Source organism: Prauserella cavernicola, from assembly GCF_016595675.1.
In the GTDB taxonomy this organism is placed as follows: Bacteria; Actinomycetota; Actinomycetes; order Mycobacteriales; family Pseudonocardiaceae; genus Prauserella_A; species Prauserella_A cavernicola.
Genome location: NZ_JAENJH010000011.1, coordinates 34,027 through 53,815 on the forward strand (window position 1 = coordinate 34,027; position 19,789 = coordinate 53,815).

General features: G+C 71.7%; 18 protein-coding genes. 10 read left to right on the forward strand and 8 right to left on the reverse strand.

The window, feature by feature from the left end; genetic code table 11:
- Window positions 1–834: a lysophospholipid acyltransferase family protein gene (locus JHE00_RS30095; protein WP_200324697.1), complete on the reverse strand. Its 834-nt coding sequence runs from the start codon at window positions 832–834 to the stop codon at window positions 1–3.
- Window positions 835–951: 117 nt separating this feature from the next.
- On the opposite strand from JHE00_RS30095, the gene JHE00_RS30100 reads away from it, so the two are divergent.
- Window positions 952–3,465, forward strand: a complete 2,514-nt coding sequence (locus tag JHE00_RS30100; protein ID WP_200324699.1) for a DNA translocase FtsK — start codon at window positions 952–954, stop codon at window positions 3,463–3,465.
- Window positions 3,466–3,538: 73 nt separating this feature from the next.
- Here the strand turns inward: JHE00_RS30100 and JHE00_RS30105 are convergent, their stop codons facing one another.
- Together JHE00_RS30105 and JHE00_RS30110 are read right to left on the reverse strand one after the other, a co-directional pair.
- Window positions 3,539–3,979: a phospholipase gene (locus JHE00_RS30105; protein ID WP_200324701.1), complete on the reverse strand. Its 441-nt coding sequence runs from the start codon at window positions 3,977–3,979 to the stop codon at window positions 3,539–3,541.
- 115 nt (window positions 3,980–4,094) lie between these two features.
- Window positions 4,095–4,610: an amino-acid N-acetyltransferase gene (locus tag JHE00_RS30110; protein WP_200324703.1), complete on the reverse strand. Its 516-nt coding sequence runs from the start codon at window positions 4,608–4,610 to the stop codon at window positions 4,095–4,097.
- 63 nt (window positions 4,611–4,673) lie between these two features.
- On the opposite strand from JHE00_RS30110, the gene rimO reads away from it, so the two are divergent.
- The 6 genes from rimO (at window position 4,674) to pspM (ending at window position 9,823) form a co-directional block, all read left to right on the forward strand.
- Complete coding sequence (gene rimO / locus JHE00_RS30115; protein WP_200324705.1) at window positions 4,674–6,107, forward strand: 30S ribosomal protein S12 methylthiotransferase RimO; 1,434 nt, start codon at window positions 4,674–4,676, stop codon at window positions 6,105–6,107.
- A complete protein-coding gene (pgsA, locus tag JHE00_RS30120) occupies window positions 6,104–6,730 on the forward strand; it encodes a CDP-diacylglycerol--glycerol-3-phosphate 3-phosphatidyltransferase (protein ID WP_372440517.1) in 627 nt (208 codons plus the stop codon). Before rimO ends, pgsA begins: the two co-directional genes overlap by 4 nt.
- Complete coding sequence (locus JHE00_RS30125; protein ID WP_200324709.1) at window positions 6,730–7,191, forward strand: CinA family protein; 462 nt, start codon at window positions 6,730–6,732, stop codon at window positions 7,189–7,191. The genes pgsA and JHE00_RS30125 overlap by 1 nt, the downstream gene beginning before the upstream one ends.
- 94 nt (window positions 7,192–7,285) lie before the next feature.
- Window positions 7,286–7,744: a helix-turn-helix domain-containing protein gene (locus tag JHE00_RS30130; protein ID WP_200324711.1), complete on the forward strand. Its 459-nt coding sequence runs from the start codon at window positions 7,286–7,288 to the stop codon at window positions 7,742–7,744.
- A 202-nt stretch (window positions 7,745–7,946) separates the two neighbouring features.
- On the forward strand, window positions 7,947–8,798 hold the full coding sequence (locus JHE00_RS30135) for a PspA/IM30 family protein (protein ID WP_200324713.1): 852 nt from the start codon (window positions 7,947–7,949) through the stop codon (window positions 8,796–8,798).
- Between the two features lie 23 nt (window positions 8,799–8,821).
- Entirely contained in the window at window positions 8,822–9,823 is a 1,002-nt protein-coding gene (gene pspM, locus JHE00_RS30140) for a phage shock envelope stress response protein PspM (RefSeq protein ID WP_200324715.1), read from the forward strand.
- Window positions 9,824–9,867: 44 nt separating this feature from the next.
- Here pspM and JHE00_RS30145 read toward each other — a convergent pair whose 3' ends face one another.
- From JHE00_RS30145 to JHE00_RS30155, 3 genes are all read right to left on the reverse strand, one after another.
- Entirely contained in the window at window positions 9,868–10,932 is a 1,065-nt protein-coding gene (locus tag JHE00_RS30145) for a quinone-dependent dihydroorotate dehydrogenase (RefSeq protein ID WP_200324717.1), read from the reverse strand.
- Between the two features lie 396 nt (window positions 10,933–11,328).
- A complete protein-coding gene (locus JHE00_RS30150) occupies window positions 11,329–12,132 on the reverse strand; it encodes an Fpg/Nei family DNA glycosylase (protein ID WP_200324719.1) in 804 nt (267 codons plus the stop codon).
- A 2-nt stretch (window positions 12,133–12,134) separates the two neighbouring features.
- Window positions 12,135–13,070, reverse strand: coding sequence for a ParA family protein (locus JHE00_RS30155; RefSeq protein WP_200324722.1), 936 nt, complete (start codon window positions 13,068–13,070; stop codon window positions 12,135–12,137).
- 83 nt (window positions 13,071–13,153) lie between these two features.
- Here JHE00_RS30155 and JHE00_RS30160 point away from each other — a divergent pair, with 83 nt between their 5' ends.
- From JHE00_RS30160 to JHE00_RS30170, 3 genes are all read left to right on the forward strand, one after another.
- Complete coding sequence (locus tag JHE00_RS30160; protein WP_200324724.1) at window positions 13,154–13,915, forward strand: class I SAM-dependent methyltransferase; 762 nt, start codon at window positions 13,154–13,156, stop codon at window positions 13,913–13,915.
- A gap of 47 nt (window positions 13,916–13,962) precedes the next feature.
- A complete protein-coding gene (gene dinB / locus JHE00_RS30165) occupies window positions 13,963–15,204 on the forward strand; it encodes a DNA polymerase IV (RefSeq protein ID WP_200324726.1) in 1,242 nt (413 codons plus the stop codon).
- A 208-nt stretch (window positions 15,205–15,412) separates the two neighbouring features.
- Window positions 15,413–15,826: an SCO2097 family morphological protein gene (locus JHE00_RS30170; RefSeq protein ID WP_200324728.1), complete on the forward strand. Its 414-nt coding sequence runs from the start codon at window positions 15,413–15,415 to the stop codon at window positions 15,824–15,826.
- A 186-nt stretch (window positions 15,827–16,012) separates the two neighbouring features.
- Here the strand turns inward: JHE00_RS30170 and JHE00_RS30175 are convergent, their stop codons facing one another.
- Window positions 16,013–18,499, reverse strand: coding sequence for a transglutaminase TgpA family protein (locus JHE00_RS30175; RefSeq protein WP_200324730.1), 2,487 nt, complete (start codon window positions 18,497–18,499; stop codon window positions 16,013–16,015).
- Window positions 18,496–19,728 carry a DUF58 domain-containing protein gene (locus JHE00_RS30180; RefSeq protein WP_230425274.1) on the reverse strand — a complete coding sequence of 411 codons (1,233 nt, stop codon included), beginning with the start codon at window positions 19,726–19,728 and terminating at the stop codon, window positions 18,496–18,498. Before JHE00_RS30180 ends, JHE00_RS30175 begins: the two co-directional genes overlap by 4 nt.
- Between the last annotated feature and the right edge of the window lie 61 nt (window positions 19,729–19,789).

The window sequence follows — 19,789 nt, forward strand, 5'->3', positions numbered from 1 at the left end:
TTACGCCTGCGGTGACGGCCGCCACGGGCTGCGTGTGTCGGTGGGCCGCGTGGGGTCGTGGAAGTGCGGCAGGTCGGGCTCGTTCCGGCGCAGCGGCACGAGGCCCTCGGTGATGGCGCGCATGATCGCGCCGTGGGCCTTCACGCCGTCGCCGGGCTTGCCGCCGGAGTAGGCGGAGAGGTCCACCGGGGTGCCGAAGTGGACGCGAAACGTCGGCCTGCGCAGCGGCGAGGTGAACCCGGAACGCAGCAGCGGCACGAGGTCGGCGGGTCCGTCGACGCGCTCGGTGCCCCAGTAGACGGCCTCGTGCGCGCCCCACTGGCTGATCGGCACCACGGGCACGCCCGCGGCCAGCGCGAGGCGTGCGGCGCCGGTCTTGCCGCGCTCCGGCCACAGCCCGGGATCGTGGCTGATCCGGCCCTCGGGATAGACGATGATCGGCGCCCGCGTGGTGCGCATCGCCGTGACGGCGGCGCCGAACTGGTCCACCGCCGAGGCCGAGCCGCGGTCGACGCGCAGGTGGCCACTCGCTTTCAGGGCGGGACCGATCACCGGGGCGTCCAATAGACCGCCCGCGAGCAGGAACCTCGGCGCGATGCCGATTCGCCGGCACGCGGCCATGAGCACGAACGCGTCGAAGACGCCGATGTGGTTGGCCGCCATGAGCAGCGGACGGTCGCGCAGGGCGCGCGGGACACCGCCCGTCACGCGCAGCTTGCCCGCGAGGCCGACCACCCGCTGGTCGATCGCGAGCATCGCCCGCCAGATCGCCGGAGTCGCGCCGTCGCGCTCAGGGCGTGTCGTGCTGTCTTCCTCGGGGTGCAGCGCCACCATGGGGGGAAGGATGCCACGGGTGTGACCGCCACTCGTCAGGGGATCATGCCGGAATTGTTTCCGGTGTGCCGTGAGTGGCACATGTGAATGCCGTGGCGAGCCGGTTACCGTAGAGGAATGGCGAGCGGGTCGGTGACCAAGGGGAGAAACACCGCACGTGGCGGCAGTGGCAAGGGCAGGACGCCCGCCAAGGGCGCCGCGCGGTCGCGGCCGTCCTCCTCCTCGTCCTCGTCGTCGACGAGGACGTCGCGACCCTCGGTTCGCAAGCCGCCACCTCGCAGGTCCTCCTCGACGCCGGGCACGTTCGGCAAGGCCGTGCGCGGCGGCTGGGGCCTGGTCGCCAAGGGAACCGGCAGCCTCGCGCGCGCGGTCGGCCGCACCCGCGAACTCGAACCCGAGCACCGCAGGGACGGCATCGCGCTCGGCCTGATCGCGCTCGGCCTCGTCACGGCGGTCGGCGTGTTCTGGCGCGCGGCCGGTCCGGTCGGCGAGTGGGTCACCGTCGGCATGCGCAGCATCTTCGGCGCGGGCGCCGTGGCGGTGCCGCTCGCGCTCGTGGTGGCCGCCGTGGCGCTGATGCGCTCCGAGGCCCAGCCCGAGACGCGGCCCCGCATGGTCGTGGGCACGCTGCTGGTGACGCTGTCGATCCTCGGTCTGCTGCACCTGTTCAGCGGCCGCCCTCAGGGCCACGACGACCAGATGTACGCGGGGGGCTGGCTCGGCTGGTTCGCCGGTGACCTGCCGGCCAGGGGCGTCACGATCTGGGTCGCGGTGCCGCTGCTGATCCTGACGCTCGCGTTCGGGATCCTCGTGTTCACCGCGACGCCGGTGCGCGAGATCCCGCGCCGCCTGCGCGAATGGGGCGTCGACCCCGCCGACCTCGAGGCCGACGAGCAGGCGCGCCACGATCCGGTGGCCGACGCCGACCCGGCGTCGGTGCGGCTGCGCAAGCCCTCGCGCCGCCGCCAGTCCAGCGCCGACAAGGCCGCCGAGGACCCGAGCCTGTTCGACGACCTGGCGGCCGAGCCGGCACCGGAGCCCACTGCCAAGCCGAAGCCCGCCGACGTCCCGGAACGCAAGCAGCGCAAGGCCGAACAGCCCGCGATGACCGTGACCCGCACCGTCGAGGGCGACTACACGCTGCCGTCGCCGGAGCTGCTGACGCTCGGCGACGCGCCGAAGGCCCGCAGCAAGGCCAACGACGCCATGATCGAGGCCATCACCGGCGTGCTCGAACAGTTCAATGTGGACGCCCAGGTCACCGGGTTCACCCGGGGCCCCACGGTGACGCGCTACGAGGTGGAGCTCGGGCCGGGTGTCAAGGTCGAGAAGATCACCGCGCTCACCAAGAACATCGCCTACGCCGTGGCCACCGACAACGTGCGCCTGCTCGCGCCGATCCCCGGCAAGTCCGCGGTCGGCATCGAGGTGCCCAACTCCGACCGCGAGATGGTGCGGCTCGGCGACGTGCTGCGCTCGTCCACGGCGGCGAACGACGGCCACCCGATGGTCATGGGCCTCGGCAAGGACATCGAGGGCCACTTCGTCACCGCGAACCTGACGAAGATGCCGCACCTGCTCGTGGCCGGTTCCACCGGTTCCGGTAAGTCCAGCTTCGTCAACTCGATGCTGGTGTCGCTGCTCGCTCGCGCGACGCCCGACGAGTGCCGGATGATCCTCATCGACCCGAAGATGGTCGAGCTGACGCCGTACGAGGGCATCCCGCACCTGATCACGCCCATCATCACGCAGCCGAAGAAGGCCGCCGCCGCGCTGGCCTGGCTCGTCGAGGAGATGGAGCAGCGCTACCAGGACATGCAGGCCAACCGGGTGCGCCACATCGACGACTTCAACAAGAAGGTGCGCTCCGGCGAGATCACCGCACCGCCGGGCAGCGAGCGCGAGTACCAGCCCTATCCCTACATCATGGCGATCGTCGACGAGCTCGCCGACCTCATGATGACGGCCCCGCGCGACGTCGAGGACGCCATCGTGCGCATCACCCAGAAGGCCCGCGCCGCCGGGATCCACCTGGTGCTCGCCACGCAGCGGCCGTCGGTCGACGTCGTCACCGGCCTCATCAAGACCAACGTGCCGTCGCGGCTGGCGTTCGCCACGTCGTCGCTGACCGACTCACGCGTGATCCTCGACCAGCCGGGCGCCGAGAAGCTCATCGGCATGGGTGACGCGCTGTACCTGCCGATGGGTGCGGGCAAGCCCACCCGCGTGCAGGGCGCGTTCGTCAGTGACGAGGAGATCGCGGCGATCGTCAATTTCACCAAGGACCAGGCCGAGCCCGACTACACCGACGGCGTCACCGCGGCCAAGGCAGGGGAGAAGAAGGAGATCGACGCCGACATCGGCGATGACCTCGACGTGCTCCTGCAGGCCACCGAGCTGGTGGTCACGTCGCAGTTCGGCTCCACGTCGATGCTGCAGCGCAAGCTGCGGGTCGGCTTCGCCAAGGCGGGCAGGCTCATGGACCTGCTGGAGACCAGGGGAGTGGTGGGGCCCTCGGAGGGCTCGAAGGCGCGCGACGTGCTCGTCAAGCCCGAGGACCTGCCCGGCACGCTTGCCCTGATCCGCGGTGGCGGCGACGCGGCCGGCTCCGACGACGAGGACCTGGACTAGCGCTAGTTGAGGTGAAGGGCACCTTTACTGCGTTGAACGCAGTAAAGGTGCCCTTCACCTCACGTGCCAGGACTCAGCTGGCGCCGAACTGGCGGACGGCCTGGTAGTAGGTCCAGGCGGCGCCGTCGCACTGCCAGCGGCCCGCACAGATCGTCTTCATGTCGGCGTGGAAGTTGTCGTCGATGGCCTTGCGGTTGGCCTCGGTGAAGCGGCTCTGCGACTTGTAGTTGCGGTAGCCGAAGTCGTGGCGGTGGCAGGCGGCCGTGAAGTCGTAGCCGAGCGGCTTGTCCGGAGACCACGAGCACGCGTCGGACGACCAGTCGAGCACGTCCGAGTGCGGAGCCGTCGCTCGCGTGGTGCTGAACTGCGACAGCGACAGGTCGTACAGGTAGTCGTCGGTGATCTCCTGGGCGCTCGCGGCGGGCGCCACGCCCGAGCCGAGGAACAGGGTGACGGTGACGGCGGCGGTACCGACGGCACCGCGGAGGGTGCGGCGCAGGGCGGACGCGGGCATGGCGGGGCTCCTCGCTGATCAGTCACGGGGACGGTCGTGATCAGCTTCGGGTGCGCCGGTTGCCACCACCACCGCCGGACGCGCGAACAGTGGGTGAATTGCCGACTACGTGCCGCTACTCGCGGCGATGCCCGTCGAGCTCCAGCAGCATGCGCGTGTTGCCGAGGGTGTTGGGCTTGACGAAGGGCAGGTCGAGGAACTCGGCGACGCCCGTGTCCAGCGAGCGCCGCATCTGTTCGTACACCTCGCGAGGCACCGGCGTGCCCTCGATGGCCCGGAACCCGTGACCCGCGAAGAACTCGGTCTCGAAGGTCAGTACGAAGATCCGCGGCAGCCCGAGGTCGACCGCCAGGTCGATGAGCCTGCGGACCAGCAGGTGACCGATGCCGTGGCCGCGCATCGAGCGCTCCACGGCGACCGTGCGGATCTCCGCGAGGTCCTCCCACAGCACGTGCAGGGCGCCGCAGCCGACGATCTCGCCGTCGAAGTCGGCGACCCAGAACTCCTGCATGTCCTCGTAGAGGGTCACGAGCTCCTTCTCGAGGAGCACCTTGCCCGCGTCGGAGTCGACCAGCGCCTTGATCCTGCGGACGTCCGCGATACGAGCGCGGCGAATGTGCGGTGACTCCACCCCCGAGACGCTAGCGGGCGGCCTCCGCGCCACCGACCAGGGTCTGCTCGTTACCCTGGTCCGGTGTCTTCCGCTGATTCCTCCCCCGGTCGCCGGGTCTCCCTGCTGACCCTCGGCTGTGCCCGCAACGAGGTCGATTCCGAGGAGCTCGCCGGCAGGCTCACCGCCGGTGGCTGGGAGCTCTCCGCGGACCCGGAGGACAGCGACGTCGTCGTGGTCAACACCTGCGGTTTCGTCGAGGCCGCGAAGAAGGACTCGGTGGACACGCTGCTGGCGGCCTCCGACACGGGCGCGAAGGTCGTCGCCGTGGGCTGCATGGCCGAGCGCTACGGGCGCGAGCTGGCCGACAACCTGCCTGAGGCCGACGCGGTGCTCGGGTTCGACCACTATCCGGCGCTGGCCGATCGGCTCGCCGACATCGCCGAGGGCCGCGAGATCGCCTCGCACACGCCTGCCGACCGCAGGACCCTGCTGCCGATCAGCCCGGTGGAGCGGCCCGCGGCGGCGGAGCAGGTCACGGTGCCCGGCCACGCGGGCTGGGGCCCGCGCGTGCTGCGCTCGCGCCTCGACGACGCGCCGGTCGCCGCGCTGAAGATCGCCTCCGGCTGCGACCGCCGCTGCTCGTTCTGCGCCATCCCGTCGTTCCGCGGCTCGTTCGTGTCCCGCCACCCCGACGAGATCGTCGCCGAGGCCGAGTGGCTCGCCACCCAGGGCGCGCGCGAGCTGTTCCTGGTCAGTGAGAACTCCACGTCGTACGGCAAGGACCTCGGCCGCGAGCTCGGCGGCACCCGCGCGCTGGAGGCGCTGCTGCCGAGGCTGGCGGCCGTCGACGGCATCGACCGCGTGCGCGTGTCGTACCTGCAGCCCGCCGAGACGCGTCCCGACCTGGTGCGCGTGATCGCGACGACGCCCGGCGTCGCCGACTACTTCGACCTGTCCTTCCAGCACTCCAGCGAGGCGGTGCTGCGCCGGATGCGCCGGTTCGGCTCCACCGACTCGTTCCTGGCGCTGGTGGACCAGATCCGCGAGTACGCGCCCGAGGCGGGCATCCGCACCAACGTGATCGTCGGCTTCCCCGGCGAGACCGAGGACGACGTGGCGGAGCTGGAGCGCTTCCTCACCGGCGCGCGGCTCGACGCGGTCGGCGTGTTCGGCTACTCCGACGAGGACGGCACCGAGGCCGAGGGCTTCGACGGCAAGCTCGACGAGGAGACCGTCGCGGAGCGCGTCGGCCGCCTCTCGGCGCTGGTGGAGGAGCTCACCGCGCAGCGCGCCGAGGACCGGATCGGCACCGTCGTCGACGTACTGGTGGAGACCGTGGACGACGAGGTGACCGGCCGGGCCGCGCACCAGGCGCCCGAGGTCGACGGCGAGTGCGTGGTGCTCGACGCGGACGGCTGCAAGCCGGGTGAGCTGCTGCGATGCGAGGTCGTGGACAGCGCGGGCGTGGACCTGGTCGTGCGTCCCCTCGAGCCCGTCGCCGGCAGCGCACCGTGAGTGCCGAGACAGGCGGCGCCGACCGGAAACCCGAGGTGGGCGACGTCGCGGCGACCCCTGCCGTGGCGGCGGTGCCGACGCTGAACGCGGCCAACGTGCTGACGTTGTCGCGGCTGGTCCTGGTGCCGTTGTTCGTGCTGGCGCTGTTCACCGCCGACGGCACCGATCCGGTGTGGCGCTATGTCGCCACGGCGGTGTTCGCGCTCGCCGCGCTCACCGACCGCGTCGACGGCTGGGTGGCGCGCAAGTACAGCCTGATCACCGACTTCGGCAAGATCGCCGATCCGATCGCGGACAAGGCGCTGATCGGCGCCGCCCTCGTAGGGCTGAGCGTGCTCGGCGAGCTGCCGTGGTGGGTCACGATCGTCATCGCGGTGCGCGAGCTGGGCGTCACGCTGCTGCGGTTCTGGGTCATCCGGCACGGCGTCATCCCCGCGAGCCGGGGCGGCAAGGCCAAGACACTGGCCCAGAGCATCGCGATCGGGTCGTACCTGCTGCCGTTGGGCACGTGGGCCGACCCGGTGTGCTGGACGCTGATGGGCCTCGCGCTGGTGCTGACCGTCGCGACCGGGCTCGACTACGTGGTCAGGGCAGTCCGGCTGCGGGCGGGACGCGGCGCCTGATGGAGGCGGCGAGGCTGGTCGCCGAGCTGGTCCGGCGAGGCCAGACGGTCGCCACGGCCGAGTCGCTCACGGCGGGTTTGGTGTGCGCCGTGCTCACCGAGGTGCCCGGTTCGAGCGCCGTCGTCCGCGGCGGTCTGGTCGTCTACGCCACCGACCTCAAGGAGTCGCTGGCGGGCGTCGACGGCGCGCTGCTGGCCGAGCACGGCGCCGTGCACCCCGAGGTCGCCGCCCAGCTCGCCGAGGGCGCGCGCACGCGCTGCGGGGCCGACTGGGGCCTCGGGCTCACCGGTGTGGCCGGACCGGATCCGCAGGACGGCGTCGCCGTCGGCACCGTCTTCGTCGCCGTGGCGGGCGCGGGGGTGCGCACCACGCGTACGCTGCGGATTGACGGAGACCGCGAGGCCGTGCGGAGGGCGTCGGTGACCGGCGCGCTCGGACTGCTCGGGGAACAATTGGCGTGATCCGCGCGTTCGCCCTTGGCGGACGCTCGTGTCAACACCTGCGTTCTGTCGTCTGGTCTCGGTAACGTGGTCAGTAGCTGAAGGGAGGCGCGAGATGACCGTGCTGTTGCGCGAGGCGATCGGTGATCGGCTCCGCCATGCCCGCACCACCAAGCGTCGGACGCTGCGCGACATCTCCCGCGCCGCCAAGGTCAGCCTGGGGTACCTCTCGGAGGTCGAGCGAGGCCAGAAGGAGGCGTCCAGTGAGCTGCTCGCGTCCATCTGCGAAGCGCTGGACCTGCCACTCGGCGAGCTCCTGCACCACGTCGCCGCGGACGTCTCCGCACTGGACAAGGTCGACACGGCCGACGTCGCCGAGCAGGTGGAGCCCGCCGAGCGCGGCGAGCCCGCCACTGCGAGTGCCGGAGAGCGCGGCTTCGAGGGCGGCCGCATGGTGTCCGGCGGCCGGATGGTCACCGGCGTCGGCGGCAACGACCTGGCGGACCTGCGGCTCTCGCCCACGCTGCGCACCACCATCCACGCGCCGAACTCCAAGGCCGTCCTCGCCGCGTGACGTGCGGGAAGGGGGTCGCGGACGGCGCGGCCCGGTCGGCCCTCAGGGCCATCCCTGAATTCCCCCGGGGTCGCCTGGAATGACGGTCGTTGACCTGACACGATGGAACCCAACACCGGGGGTCGCGCGTTGCCAGGACACAGGCGAGCGGTGACAGCACCGGACAACAAGCCCGTGGGACGTGAGAAGGCAGGCGGAGGAGATGGCCAACCCTTTCGTGAAGTTCTGGAAGTACCTCATGGCGGCGTTCTCGTCGAAGGTTGACGAGCACGCCGACCCGAAGGTGCAGATCCAGCAGGCCATCGAGGAGGCGCAGCGCAACCACCAGGCGCTCTCCCAGCAGGCGGCTTCGGTGATCGGTAACCAGCGGCAGCTGGAGATGAAGCTCAACCGGCAGCTCGGCGAGGTCGAGAAGCTGCAGGCGTCCACCCGCCAGGCGCTGGTCCTCGCCGACGAGGCGCGGTCGAAGGGCGACGAGAAGAAGGCCCAGGAGTTCGAGACCGCGGCCGAGGGCTTCGCCGCCCAGCTGGTCACCGCCGAGCAGAGCATCGAGGACCTCAAGACCCTGCACGACCAGTCGCTGCAGGCGGCCGCCCAGGCCAAGCAGGCCGTGGAGCGCAACGCCAGCATGCTGCAGCAGAAGCTGGCCGAGCGCACCAAGCTGCTGTCGCAGCTGGAGCAGGCCAAGATGCAGGAGCAGGTCTCCGCCTCGCTCACGCAGATGACCGAGCTGGCCGCGCCCGGCAACACGCCGTCGCTCGACGAGATCCGCGACAAGATCGAGAAGCGCTACACCACGGCGCTCGGTTCGGCGGAGCTCGCGCAGAACTCGGTCCAGGGCCGCATGATGGAGGTTCAGCACTCCACGACGCAGCTCGCCGGCCACAGCAGGCTCGAGCAGATCCGTGCGTCGATGAAGGGCGAGTCGGTGGCGCAGGTGACCGACGGCTCCGCGGCGTCCGGTTCGGCGGCCCCGGCGGCGTCCTCCGGCCCGGATGTCCAGAAGGAGATCCAGGCCAGGGTCGACGCCGAGCGTCAGAAGAACGAGGCCTGAGCGGCAGGCTGGGGACGACGATCATGGCCGAGGGCGGGTCGGGCAAGCCGGGCAAGGGTAATTTCAGCGAGTTCAACGCGAAGCTGGAAAAGCACATCGAGCGGCTGCCCGACTACGCCCAGAAGGCCCAGGAAAAGCTTCAGAAGTACCAGAAGTACCTGCCGAACCAGTCCGGCGACCGGAGCGGTTCGCGGGACGAGAGCACTACCCGGGACGAGACCACGGAGCGTCCCGAGGAGCAGGAGAAGCAGCCGAGGACGGCGAACGCGCCGCTGCGGCCTCGTGAGGTCGCGGCCATCACGGACGTGCGCGACAAGTGGGCTCGCTGGAACGACCCGGCCGCCAAGCTGGAGCGCCGCAAGCGCAGGACCTCGAAGGCCGTCACGCTGTTCATGATCCTGACGCTGCTGGCCGTGCTGTGGGCCGTCGGCGGCTACTTCGGGATCACCGGCTCCCAGGAGGGGTTCGAGGGCGCCTTCGGCGGCATCACCGCCGTGGTGATCTTCGGAGTTCTCGGGGTGCGCACCGGGATGCGCCTGCGTCAGCTCAAGCGCACCGAGGTGCCCGCCCCGGCGGCCCCGCGGCGGATGCCGTCGGCGAACTCCGCCGCACGCAAGCCGATGGAGCGTCTCGCCGAGAGCGAGGCGACCCTGACGGAGCTGCTCGGGCAGCTCGCCACGCCCGCGCACGGCGCCTCGGGCGCCGTGCCGGAGGTGTCGGTCGAGGACGCCAGGGCCACCGCCACCGAGGCGGCGACGACCCTGCGTTCCCTGGCCGCCCGCATCCAGTCCATCGAGCGCGCCAAGGCGTCGGCTCCGGCGGGGGAGCGCCCGGCACTGGACTCCGCGGTCCGCGCGCTCACCGAACAGCTCGACGACGGCGTCGAGGGCTACGGCAGCCTCGTCGCCGCCGCCGGCCGTGCCGTCGCGGCCAGCAGCAGTGGGGTGAGCCCCGCGAAGGAGTCGCTCACCGACGCGACCGACCGTCTCGCCGGTCTGGCACTCGCACTGCGCGAACTGTCCTGACGCCGCCGCCCGCTGGTGACCTGTCACCAGCGGGCGTGCGCCCGTCAGCGCCGGGGCTTGTTCTGCACGGCCAGGGTCCGGTTGATCCGCCGCACCACGTCGGGGCCGTGCAGCGCGAACGCGGTGTAGACCTGGACGAGGCTCGCCCCCGCGTCGAGCATGCGCTGCGCGTCGTCGGGGCCTGAGATGCCGCCGACGCCGATCACGGGAAGCCGGTCGCCCGCCTCTTCGCTGACGAACCGCACGACCTCGCGCGCCCGCTCGGTGAGCGGCCTGCCGGACAGCCCGCCCGCCTCAGCGGCCACGGGTGTGTCGGCGGGTGCGAGTCCTTCGCGGCCGAGTGTGGTGTTGGTGGCGATGATCCCGGCGACGTCGTGTTCGAGGCACACCTCCAGCAGCTCGCCGAGCGCCTCGTCGGACAGGTCGGGGGCGACCTTCACCAGCAGCGGGGTCGGCGCCGTTCCCTCCTCGGCGAGTGCGACGGTCATGCCGCGCAGTTCGGCCAGCAGTTCGGCCAGTGCCGTGCGGTCCTGCAGCTCCCGCAGCCCCGGGGTGTTCGGTGAGCTGACGTTGATGGCCACGTAGTCGGCGTAGCGGTTCAGCGCGTGCAGGGAGGCCTGGTAATCCGCCACGGCGTCCTCGAGCGGGGTGACCTTGGACTTGCCGATGCTGATGCCCAGCGGAACGGGCGGCGTGCCGCGCGCGTCCAGGCGAGCCGCGAGGGCGTCCGCACCCGCGTTGTTGAAGCCCATCCGGTTGATCACGGCGTCGCTGTCGGCGAGGGTGAACAGGCGGGGGCGGGGGTTGCCGGGCTGGGCCAGCCGGGTGACGGTGCCGACCTCCACGAACCCGAACCCGAGTGCGGGCCACGTGTGCAGCGCGCGGCCGTCCTTGTCCATCCCCGCGGCGAGGCCGACGCGGTTGGGGAAGCGGATCCCGAAGACGGTGACCGGGTCGTCGGCGGCGGCGTAGACCCGGCGCAGCGCGGCCAGCGCGGGCGGGACGGAGCCGAGTCCGCCGAGTGCGCGCACGGTGCGCTCGTGCACCACCTCGGGGTCGGACTTGCTGAGGCGGTACAGCGCGGGACGCACGATCTTGTCGAAGAGCACGCGACCATGCTGCCTGATCGCGCTGCGGGACCGAACGGGCCCCGGAACGTGAAAGGCCCCCTGCGCGACTCCCGAACGTCGTCAGCCGTTCGGGCCCGAGCCGGACCAAGCTCGGAAACTGCAGGGGGCCGGTGGCTGCCTGGTATTCACCGCCAGGCACACGTCACGACTGCGGGCCCGCGACCTCGCGGTCAGCGTGCCCAGGTGGTCCGTGTGCTGCCCGTCAGCGGACAGCCACCTCACGAGTCCTATAGCCGTTCAACTTCGGACCACCTCCTTTCTCGTGTGCCCCAACGCTATGCGAGACAAGCGTTGTCCGGCAACAGATTTTCAGTTCCGTCACGAGAGTCTGTCGATCACCACCGGTGTCGCGGGATGGCGAGTATCCTGTAGTGGCTACCGCGCCGGAGCGGGACCGTGCTGGCAGTGCGGGCAGAACCACGTGGGCCTGCCCTGCGCGCCGTCGCCCTGCGTGCCCACGCGAAGCCGCCCTCCACAACGGAAGCAGCCCTGCCGGGTGCGCTCGTACACCCAGTTGCGCCTGCCGCGCGCGGTCTCGCCCGTGGTGCTCTGCTCCCACCGCCAGGCGTTGGCCAGCAACAGCTTCCTGGCCAGCGCCACCGTCTCGGCAGCGTCCACCGCGGACGCCGGGGTCCACGGTGTCACGCCGAGCAGGAAGCAGATCTCGCACTTGTAGAGGTTGCCGACACCGGCCATCACGCGTTGGTCGAGCAAGGCCACTCCGAGTTCCAGCGCGGGCCTCGATGCCAGCGCGCGGGTGGCGGTCTCCGCGTGTTCGTCCGTCCACTCCGGATCGAGCAGGTCCGGGCCCAGGTGGCCGACGAGGCGCTGTTCCTCGCCCGTCGGCAGCAGCGCGAGGTCGTGCACGCGAAAGCCCACGGCCTCCGTGGTGTCGGTGGTCAGCACCACGCGGGCGTGGTGTCCCGGCATGCTCCAGCGCGCCCCGCGGGGAAAGACCCGCCACGAGCCGTCCATCTTCAGGTGGCTGTGCAGGCTCAGCTCGCCGGAGAACCGGATGAACAGGTGCTTGCCGACGGTGCGCACGCCGAGCACGTCGCGTCCGGCGAGGTCCTTGGTCGCCAGCGCGGGATGGCGGAAGTCGGTGCGCGTGAGCTGTTTGCCGGTCAGCCCCCTGTCGAGTTTTCTGCCGGTGAGGAAGACGGTGTCGCCCTCGGGCATCCTCAGCCGATCTCGCGCTCGGCGAGCTCGCGCAGCGCGGGGAACTCCGACGTCGTCTCGGCCGCGGCGGGCTCGTCGGGAGCGGTCTCGGCGGTCTCGACGGCTGCGGCGCCCTCGGCGGTCTCGGGCTGCTCGTGGTCGAGGCGGTGCCTGCCCGCCCTGCTGGAGCGCAGGATCTTGGCGAGCACCATGTTGAATGTCAGCCCGATCTCCTGCGCGCCCGGCGACTTCCACTCGTGGATCGGGACGCACGCGCCCTGCGCCTGCTGGATCGCCAGCCGGTCGGGGATCGCGGTGGGCATCACGAGCCTGCCGAAGGACTCGCGCAGCTCCTGCACGCGGTACTGGTGCTCGTACGAGCGGGCTCGCAGCCGGTTGACCAGCACCCCGGCGGGCCGCAGCCGCGGGTTGTGCTCCGCGCGGATCGTCTCGATCGCCTCGAGCGCGCGCTCGGCGCCCGACACGGCGTACATCGTCGGCTCCGTGACCAGCAGCGCCGTGTCGGCGGCCATGAGGGCCGAGCGGGTGAGCCTGCCCAGCGACGGCGGGCAGTCGAGGATCGCGATTTCGTACGGGTCGCCGGGCGGCGACGTCGTGAGCTCGTCGAGCGCCCTGGCCAGGTTGTCGAGCCTGCGGCTGTTCGGACCGGGCTCGTTGAGTAGCTCGAGGTCCTCGGAGCTCACGAGCACGTCGAGGTCCTCGCTCCAGCCGCTCGGCGCGAGCGCCTGCTCGATCACGGCCAGCCTCGGCGTCTCCAGGACGTCGGTGAGGGTCGCCTCCGTGAGCGGTGGGTCCAGCGTCGCGGTGGCGTTGCCCTGGGGGTCGAGGTCCGCCACGAGCGCGCGGGACCCCCTGCGCAGCGCAGCCGAGGCGATACCCAGCGCAACTGTCGTCTTACCGACGCCTCCCTTGAGGCTCAGTACGGCCACCGTGTGCACGACTGCGAGCGTAGTCGTATCCGGAGCGGAGTCGTGGCCGGTCGAGGTGAGTGGACACGAGTGGCCCAACTACGCTGCGGACCATGCGAACGGAGACTTCGGCCGGGCACGGGTCGGCCACCGTCCGGAAGGTGCTGGAGGCGGAGCTGCGCGCCGCGCGTGACCGGGGCGCCCAGCGACCCCGGGTGATCGACGTCGGCGGTGGTAGCGGGGTGTGGGCGGTCCCGTTCGCGTCCGAGGGCTGCCTCGTGACCGTCGTGGAGCCCAACCCGAACGCGCTGGCAACCCTGCAGCGCAGGGCCGCCGAGGTCGGCGTCTCCGACCTGATCACCGTGGTGGCCGACGACTCCGACGCGCTCGGCACCCGCGTGCCCGACGGTTCGGCCGACCTGGTGCTGGCCCACGGGCTGCTCGAGGTGGTGGACGACCCGGCGCGCACGATCTCCGCGCTCGCCGCCGTCGTCGCGCCGGGTGGTGCGGTGTCGGTGCTGGTCGCCAACCGGCACGCGGCCGTGCTGCACCGCGCACTCGCCGGCCGCCTCGGTGAGGCACGCAGGCTGCTCAGCGAGCCCGACGGCGTGCTCACCGACGACGCCGAGACGCTGCTGCGCCGGTTCGACGCAGCAGGTCTCGAGACGCTGCTCACCGGAGCCGGTCTGGACGTCGCGCTCGTCCAGGGCGACGGCGTGGTCTCCGACGCCGTGCACAGCCTCGCCGCCGAGTCGGCGAACGAGGTGGCGTCGTGGGAGTCCGACGTGGCCGAGTTCGAGGCCCTCGCCGCGGGCACCCCGCCGCTGCGCGACATCGCGAGCAGGCTGCACGCGCTGGCCCGCCGCCCGGCGTGAGCCCACGGCGTCCCGAGTTTGTCGGAGGCGCCGGATAGCCTGCGGGCATGGGACGAAACGCGGCGCTGCCCGCGGGCTTCGAGCGGTTCCGCGCGTCGGGGGAGAGCACACCGGACGACACCGGCTGCGGTGTGCTGCACGTCGACATGGACGCGTTCTTCGCCGCCGTCGAGCTCCGGAGCAGGCCCGAACTCGTCGACCGGCCCGTGGTGGTGGCCGGGGCGGGACCCCGTTCGGTGGTCCTGTCGGCGAACTACCCGGCGCGGCGTTACGGCGTGCGCTCGGCGATGCCGGTCGGCGCGGCGCGGCGGTTGTGCCCGCAGGCCGTGTGGATCCCGCCGAGCAGGGGTGCCTACAGCGAGGTCTCCCGTGGGGTCATGGCGATCTTTCGGGACCTGACGCCACTCGTGGAGCCCCTGAGCCTCGACGAGGCGTTCCTGGACGTGAGCGGTGCACTGCGCAGGCTCGGCACCACCCCGGCCGGCATCGGCGCGCTCATCCGGGAGCGGGTCGCCGCCGAGCACGGCATCACCTGCTCGGTCGGCGTCGCGGGAGCCAAGTTCGTCGCCAAGCTCGCCTCCGGCATGGCCAAACCGGACGGGATGCTCGTGGTGCCGGTGGCCCAGACCCTGACGTTCTTGCACCCGCTGCCGCTCTCTGCGCTGTGGGGCGTGGGCAAGAAGACCGAGGAGAACCTGCGCAGACTCGGTCTCGACACCATCGCCGACGTCGCGAAGACGCCGCCGGACCGGCTGCGGCGCAGCCTCGGCACGGCACTCGGCGAGCACCTGCACGCGCTGGCCAACGGGCTCGACGACCGCGCCGTGGTGCCCGAGTCGGAGGACAAGTCCATCGGCGCCGAGCACACCTTCGACGTCGACCAGCACGATCGCGCGCTGCTGCACCGCGAACTGCTGCGCCTGGCCGAGCGGGTCGCGGCCACGCTGCGCGCCAAGGGCGTGCGCGGACGGACGGTGTCGATCAAGGTTCGGTTCGCGGACTTCCGGACCATCACCCGCGCGCGTACTCTGCTTTCGGCGACGGACGTGGCCCGGGAGTTGCACACCACGGCCGTCGCGCTGCTGGACGAAGCGGCCTCCGGCGCGGCCGTGCGGCTGCTCGGGGTCCGGGTCGAAGGTCTGTCCACCGGCGAAGGTGGCGAGCAACTCAGCTTCGACACGCCGGCCCCCCGCTGGCGGGAAGCGGAGATCGCCGCCGACGTCGCGCGGTCCAAATTCGGCGCCGCCGCCATCCGACCAGCCTCGTTGTTATCACCCGATGAGGGGTGACATTCGTCGCGCTGCTGTGCTCGAACGTCCGCAGCCGGGCCTTTCGTGCAAATCTCTACGTGCTTGATGCGAGATCGGGTAGTCGTTCGGGCGCGGGGCTCGTATCCTGGTGGGGACACCCCCGATCGGGGGGTCGTTGGGTCCACGACGTTGCGCGGTCCGGCGCCCGCCATGGGGTCGGAGACAACGCTGTGCCGGAGGAGGAAAGATGCCACTCTCCGAGCATGAGCAGCGGCTGCTCGATCAGATCGAGCGCGAGCTCTATGCCGAGGACCCCAAGTTCGCATCAACGGTACGTGGCAGCAAGATGCGACGCCCCACGCGCCGGAGGCGCATCCAGGGGGTAGCCCTGTTCGTGGTGGGCGTCGCATTGCTGGTGCTCGGTGTCGTGGTGCCGTTCCGGGTCGCCGAGATTCCGTTGATCAGCGTGCTCGGGTTCCTCGTCATGTTCTTCGGGGTTCTGGTTGCCGTCACTGCCATGCGAGCCCGTGGGGAGCCGAGTGAGAAGGACGCCAAGAGCGCCGGTGGCGGGGGCGGAGGCAGCGGTGGGAAACAGCCGCGCCGCAGCTCCTTCACCCAGCGCATGGAAGAGCGTTTCCGGCAGCGTTTCGAAGATCGTTAGCTCCGGCCTCACAGTGTCGACGTGAGCAGGGTGCCGCACCACGGCACCCTGCTCACTCGTTTGCACACCCCGCTGCTCGCAAAGCTCAGCTCAGCACGAAGGACCCCCCGGCCACCGCGGCCGAGGGGTCCTTCGTGCTGAGCACAGTCAGAGGTGCGGGCCCGGTGAGCCGCCGGAGTCCGGCGGTCAGCTCTCCGCGCGCCTGCGGAACAGCGAACGGGGGAGCAGCCTGCCGCGCCACGACAGCGGCGCCGTGCGGCGCAGGCTCGCGCGCAGGCTCTGGAACGCGCGCGCGAACTCCGGGTCGTTCTCCCCGGCATCGGGGCTGTACCACGACCGCTCGACCACGCCGACGACTGTGCGCAGGTCGTTCTTGCCCTGTTCGTCGAGGTGGTGGCGCTGAGCGACCTTCTGCGCGGCCAGGCGCACCGTGTCGGTCTTCGGGATCTCGATCCCGCGGTCGGCACACTCGTCGAGCAGCTCGTCCCATGCCGCGCTCGCCGCAGTGGGCTGCCGGTCCTCGATCGTCCGCAGGCGGTTGCGGCGTCGTTGCTTCCGCAGCAGCGACGGGGTGAGCCCCAGACCGGCCAGCACGAGCAACGCCAGCGCGGCGCTCCAGTGCCACTGCCAGGCGAGCAACAGCAACGACAGCAGCCACAGCGCGCCCGCGAGCGGGGCGAGCCAGTTCGGCAGGGGCGGACCGGTCGAGGTGTGGCGCCCGCTCGTCATCCGTCTGCCCAGCACCAGCACGGCCGCGGTCAGCAGCACCGCCAGGACGGCGGAGACGAGAGAGCCCCAGCCCGACCACGACGGCGCGGTGTAGAACGGCTCGTCCCTCGGGCCGCCACCGCCCTGCGCCTGGTCCTCCGGCACCGGGTTCTGCGAGGACTGCTCGCTCGACGACGAGGTCGGCACGTCGTCCTGCGCCGAGGACGACGGCGCGTCCGGGGTGTCCTCAGGAGCGAGGTATGGCGGCACGTAGCCGCGGCCGTCGGAGAGCGGCGTCGGGTCGAAGGTCACCCAGCCGCGGTCGCCGAAGTAGACCTCGACCCAGGCGTGCGCGTCCTGCGAGGTGATGGTGCGGCCCTCACCCGTCGGGTAGCCCGTGGTGAAGCCGATCGCCACGCGGGAGGGGATGCCGATCGCGCGCAGCATCACGGCCATCGACGAGGCGTACTGCTCGCAGAAGCCGCGCTTGCCGTTGAGCACGAAGTCGGCCAGCGCATCGGGGTCGGTGACCGGCGCCGTCTCGGTGTCGTAGACGAACCCGTTCTCGGCGCCGAAGTAACGCCAGATCGCCTCGGCCCTGTCGAAGTTGTTGGTGGCGCCCTCGGTGAGCTGCTCGGCCAGGTCCACCACGCGCGGGTCGACGTCGTCGGCGGTGGTGTAGACGGGCGGCAGTTCCTCGGTCTTCGGGTCGGTGACCCGCAGGTCGTCCTTCGACGGTTCCTCGAGCGAGGCGACCTCGATGTACGGCGCGGGGCGCTGCCTGCGCTCGCGGAACACCGTGCCGCTCGTGTTGTCGTAGTACCAGCCCTCGGAGAGATTGCGCAGGCCGCGCGGAGAGCCGTAGGTCGGCAGCCACAGGTCGAACCAGTTCACCGGCTCGATGCGGATCTCGCGGCTCGGTCCGCTGCCGTCGTCCCCGGGAGCCGCGGGCAGTGGCCCGTTGGCGGGCACCCCGGCCGGCATTGGGCCGTCCGGCAGCCCCCAGCCCTGGCCTGGACGGTAGGTGTCGAGCGTGAACGCGCGCATCAGCCGCCGGTCCTCGCCCAGTCCCTGCACCCGGAACAGCTCGACGTTCGAACCCTGGTCGAGCATTCCGCGCAGCGACGTGAACGGGTTGACGCCCAGCCCGCCGGGCGCGTTGTCCCCGCCCGAGGACGAGCCGGGCAGGCTGCCCTCGGTGCCGATCGCGGTGACGGTGGAGCCTGCCACGAGCCCGACGACGAGCGCCGCGGCCACCACCGCGACCGGCGCCGACGCGCTGCCGGGTGAGGCGCCGATCCCCGGGGTGGTGCGGTTGCGCCACGTGCGCTGGCGGTGGGCGCCGTCGACGGCGAGCAGCGCGGCGAACGAGGCGGTTCCGAGGGCGAAGGTCCACCAGGGGAGCAGGTCGCCCGCGAGTGCGGAGGGCACCGCGTACACGCAGAGCAGGATCAGCCCGGTCGCCGCGGGTGCCGTCGCCGCCACCGCGAGTGTGTCGACCAGGACCGCGACGAGTCCGATCGCGATCGTGACCAGGCACAGGATCGGCGGGCTCGCCTCCACGGGAGGCAGCCCGGTGCGGATCTCGTCGAACGCCGCCACCAGCACGTCGTTGAGCTCGGCGAGTGCCTCGGGGCCGGGGATGATCGCCAGCATCCCGCTGTTGGTGAACACGCCGGTCACCAGGAACAAGAGCACCAGCAGCTGCGCGAGCCCGACGAGCGGAGCCGGTGTGCGGACCGTCCGCAGCGCCAGTCCCGTGCAGCCGACGAGCAACGTGACCACGATGATGTAGCCGAGCCACGAGAGCCCCTGGATCACTCCCGTGAGCGAGGTCGCGGCACCGATGGTGGCCAGGCCCGCCAGCGCGGGCGTGACGATCGTGGTCCCCGGCAGCGACTGCGGCGGCTCCGACGGCGGCGTCGGTGGCGCCGGGTGCGGCCGCGGCGGTGCGCCGGCCGTCATGCGTAGCCGCCGAGCAGGGAGGCGCCGGGGGAGACCGCGCGGCACAGTTCCGTCCAGACCTGTGGGATCCCCATCGCCGGCGTCGCGACCACCACGCCCCAGCCCGCCGCGCGCAGCAGCGCGGCCGACTCGTCCGTGGCGGCAGCCCGGTGCTCCGGTGCGCTGACGCCGCCCGCCCACGCGGGCGTGTCGAGCAGCACGGCGAGGCTGCGGGTGCCGCGCGGACGGAACTTCGTCAGCTCGTGCACGGAGTCGTTGCTGATCGTGCCCAGCACGGCGATGAGCTCCTGTCCCTGAGCCGGGTCGAAGCCCGTGGTGATGTCGCGCTCGTGCGCGGGCTGCAGGGCGGCGAGCGCGTCGAGCACGACGTTGTCGTGGTTCGGGCCGCCTCCGCCGGGGGTGTCGGCGAGCACTCGGCCATGCTCGCTGACCAGCCGCACCCGCTGTCCCGCGCGGCCGAGGTGCAGACCGACGCTCGCGGCGAACTCGACGGCCCACTCCAGGCTCGCGCCGGGACCGGCGCCGTGGTGGGCGGCGGCCCGGTGGTCGAGCAGCACTGTCGTGCCGCCGCGCCACGGCCGTTCCTCGACGCGCACCATCAGCTCGTCGCGGCGCGCGGTGGAGCGCCAGTGCACCTTGCGCAGGTCGTCGCCCTGCCGGTAGTTGCGCACGATGACGTCGGTCTCGCCCTGGCCCGCGTGCAGGCGGATGCTGCCGTCGTCGCCCGAGCCGATCCCTGCGCCTGCGGGCATCCCCCACAGCCGCACGACCCGGGGCACCACCACGAGCCGGGAGTGCGAGATCAGCTCGCGCTCGAACTCGCACAGGCCGAACGGGTCGGTGATCGTCGCGCGCAGCGGCCCGATCTGCTGGACACCGCGCAGCGAGGGCTGCAGCGGATACCGCAGTGCCACCGAACGGTGCTGGGGCAGCCGCTCCACGACGAAGCGGGGCCGTGAGCCGAGCGCGTAGGGGATGCCGTCCTCGAGCAGGATGTTGCCTGCGGGCAGGTGGCCGCTGCGCCAGATGTCGAGCTGAACCTCGCCGTGGCCGCCCACGGGAACGCGTTCGGGCAGCAGGGTGCGCGAGGCGCCGATGCGCACCTTCGACGCCGAGGCCAGCAATGCCACGAACAGTGGCAGCGCGACCACGAACACGGCGACGCGCAGCAGGTCGCGCTCGTTGAGCACGACCGAGCACACCGCGGCGGCGACGCCAGCGGCGAGCAGGCAGCGACCCCGGGTCGTGAGCCCGGAGAGCGTGCGCCACGGCGCCTGCCGCGAGCGGGTC

Excerpts from the sequence above, each read along its gene's own strand:
- JHE00_RS30160 (WP_200324724.1), top strand. The coding sequence starts at position 13,154 with ATGCGAACGGAGACTTCGGCCGGGCACGGGTCGGCCACCGTCCGGAAG.
- JHE00_RS30175 (WP_200324730.1), bottom strand. The coding sequence starts at position 18,499 with ATGACGGCCGGCGCACCGCCGCGGCCGCACCCGGCGCCACCGACGCCG.
- JHE00_RS30170 (WP_200324728.1), top strand. The coding sequence starts at position 15,413 with ATGCCACTCTCCGAGCATGAGCAGCGGCTGCTCGATCAGATCGAGCGC.
- JHE00_RS30100 (WP_200324699.1), top strand. The coding sequence starts at position 952 with ATGGCGAGCGGGTCGGTGACCAAGGGGAGAAACACCGCACGTGGCGGC.
- dinB (WP_200324726.1), top strand. The coding sequence starts at position 13,963 with ATGGGACGAAACGCGGCGCTGCCCGCGGGCTTCGAGCGGTTCCGCGCG.
- JHE00_RS30095 (WP_200324697.1), bottom strand. The coding sequence starts at position 834 with ATGGTGGCGCTGCACCCCGAGGAAGACAGCACGACACGCCCTGAGCGC.
- pspM (WP_200324715.1), top strand. The coding sequence starts at position 8,822 with ATGGCCGAGGGCGGGTCGGGCAAGCCGGGCAAGGGTAATTTCAGCGAG.
- JHE00_RS30150 (WP_200324719.1), bottom strand. The coding sequence starts at position 12,132 with ATGCCCGAGGGCGACACCGTCTTCCTCACCGGCAGAAAACTCGACAGG.
- JHE00_RS30130 (WP_200324711.1), top strand. The coding sequence starts at position 7,286 with ATGACCGTGCTGTTGCGCGAGGCGATCGGTGATCGGCTCCGCCATGCC.
- JHE00_RS30125 (WP_200324709.1), top strand. The coding sequence starts at position 6,730 with ATGGAGGCGGCGAGGCTGGTCGCCGAGCTGGTCCGGCGAGGCCAGACG.
- JHE00_RS30105 (WP_200324701.1), bottom strand. The coding sequence starts at position 3,979 with ATGCCCGCGTCCGCCCTGCGCCGCACCCTCCGCGGTGCCGTCGGTACC.
- JHE00_RS30135 (WP_200324713.1), top strand. The coding sequence starts at position 7,947 with ATGGCCAACCCTTTCGTGAAGTTCTGGAAGTACCTCATGGCGGCGTTC.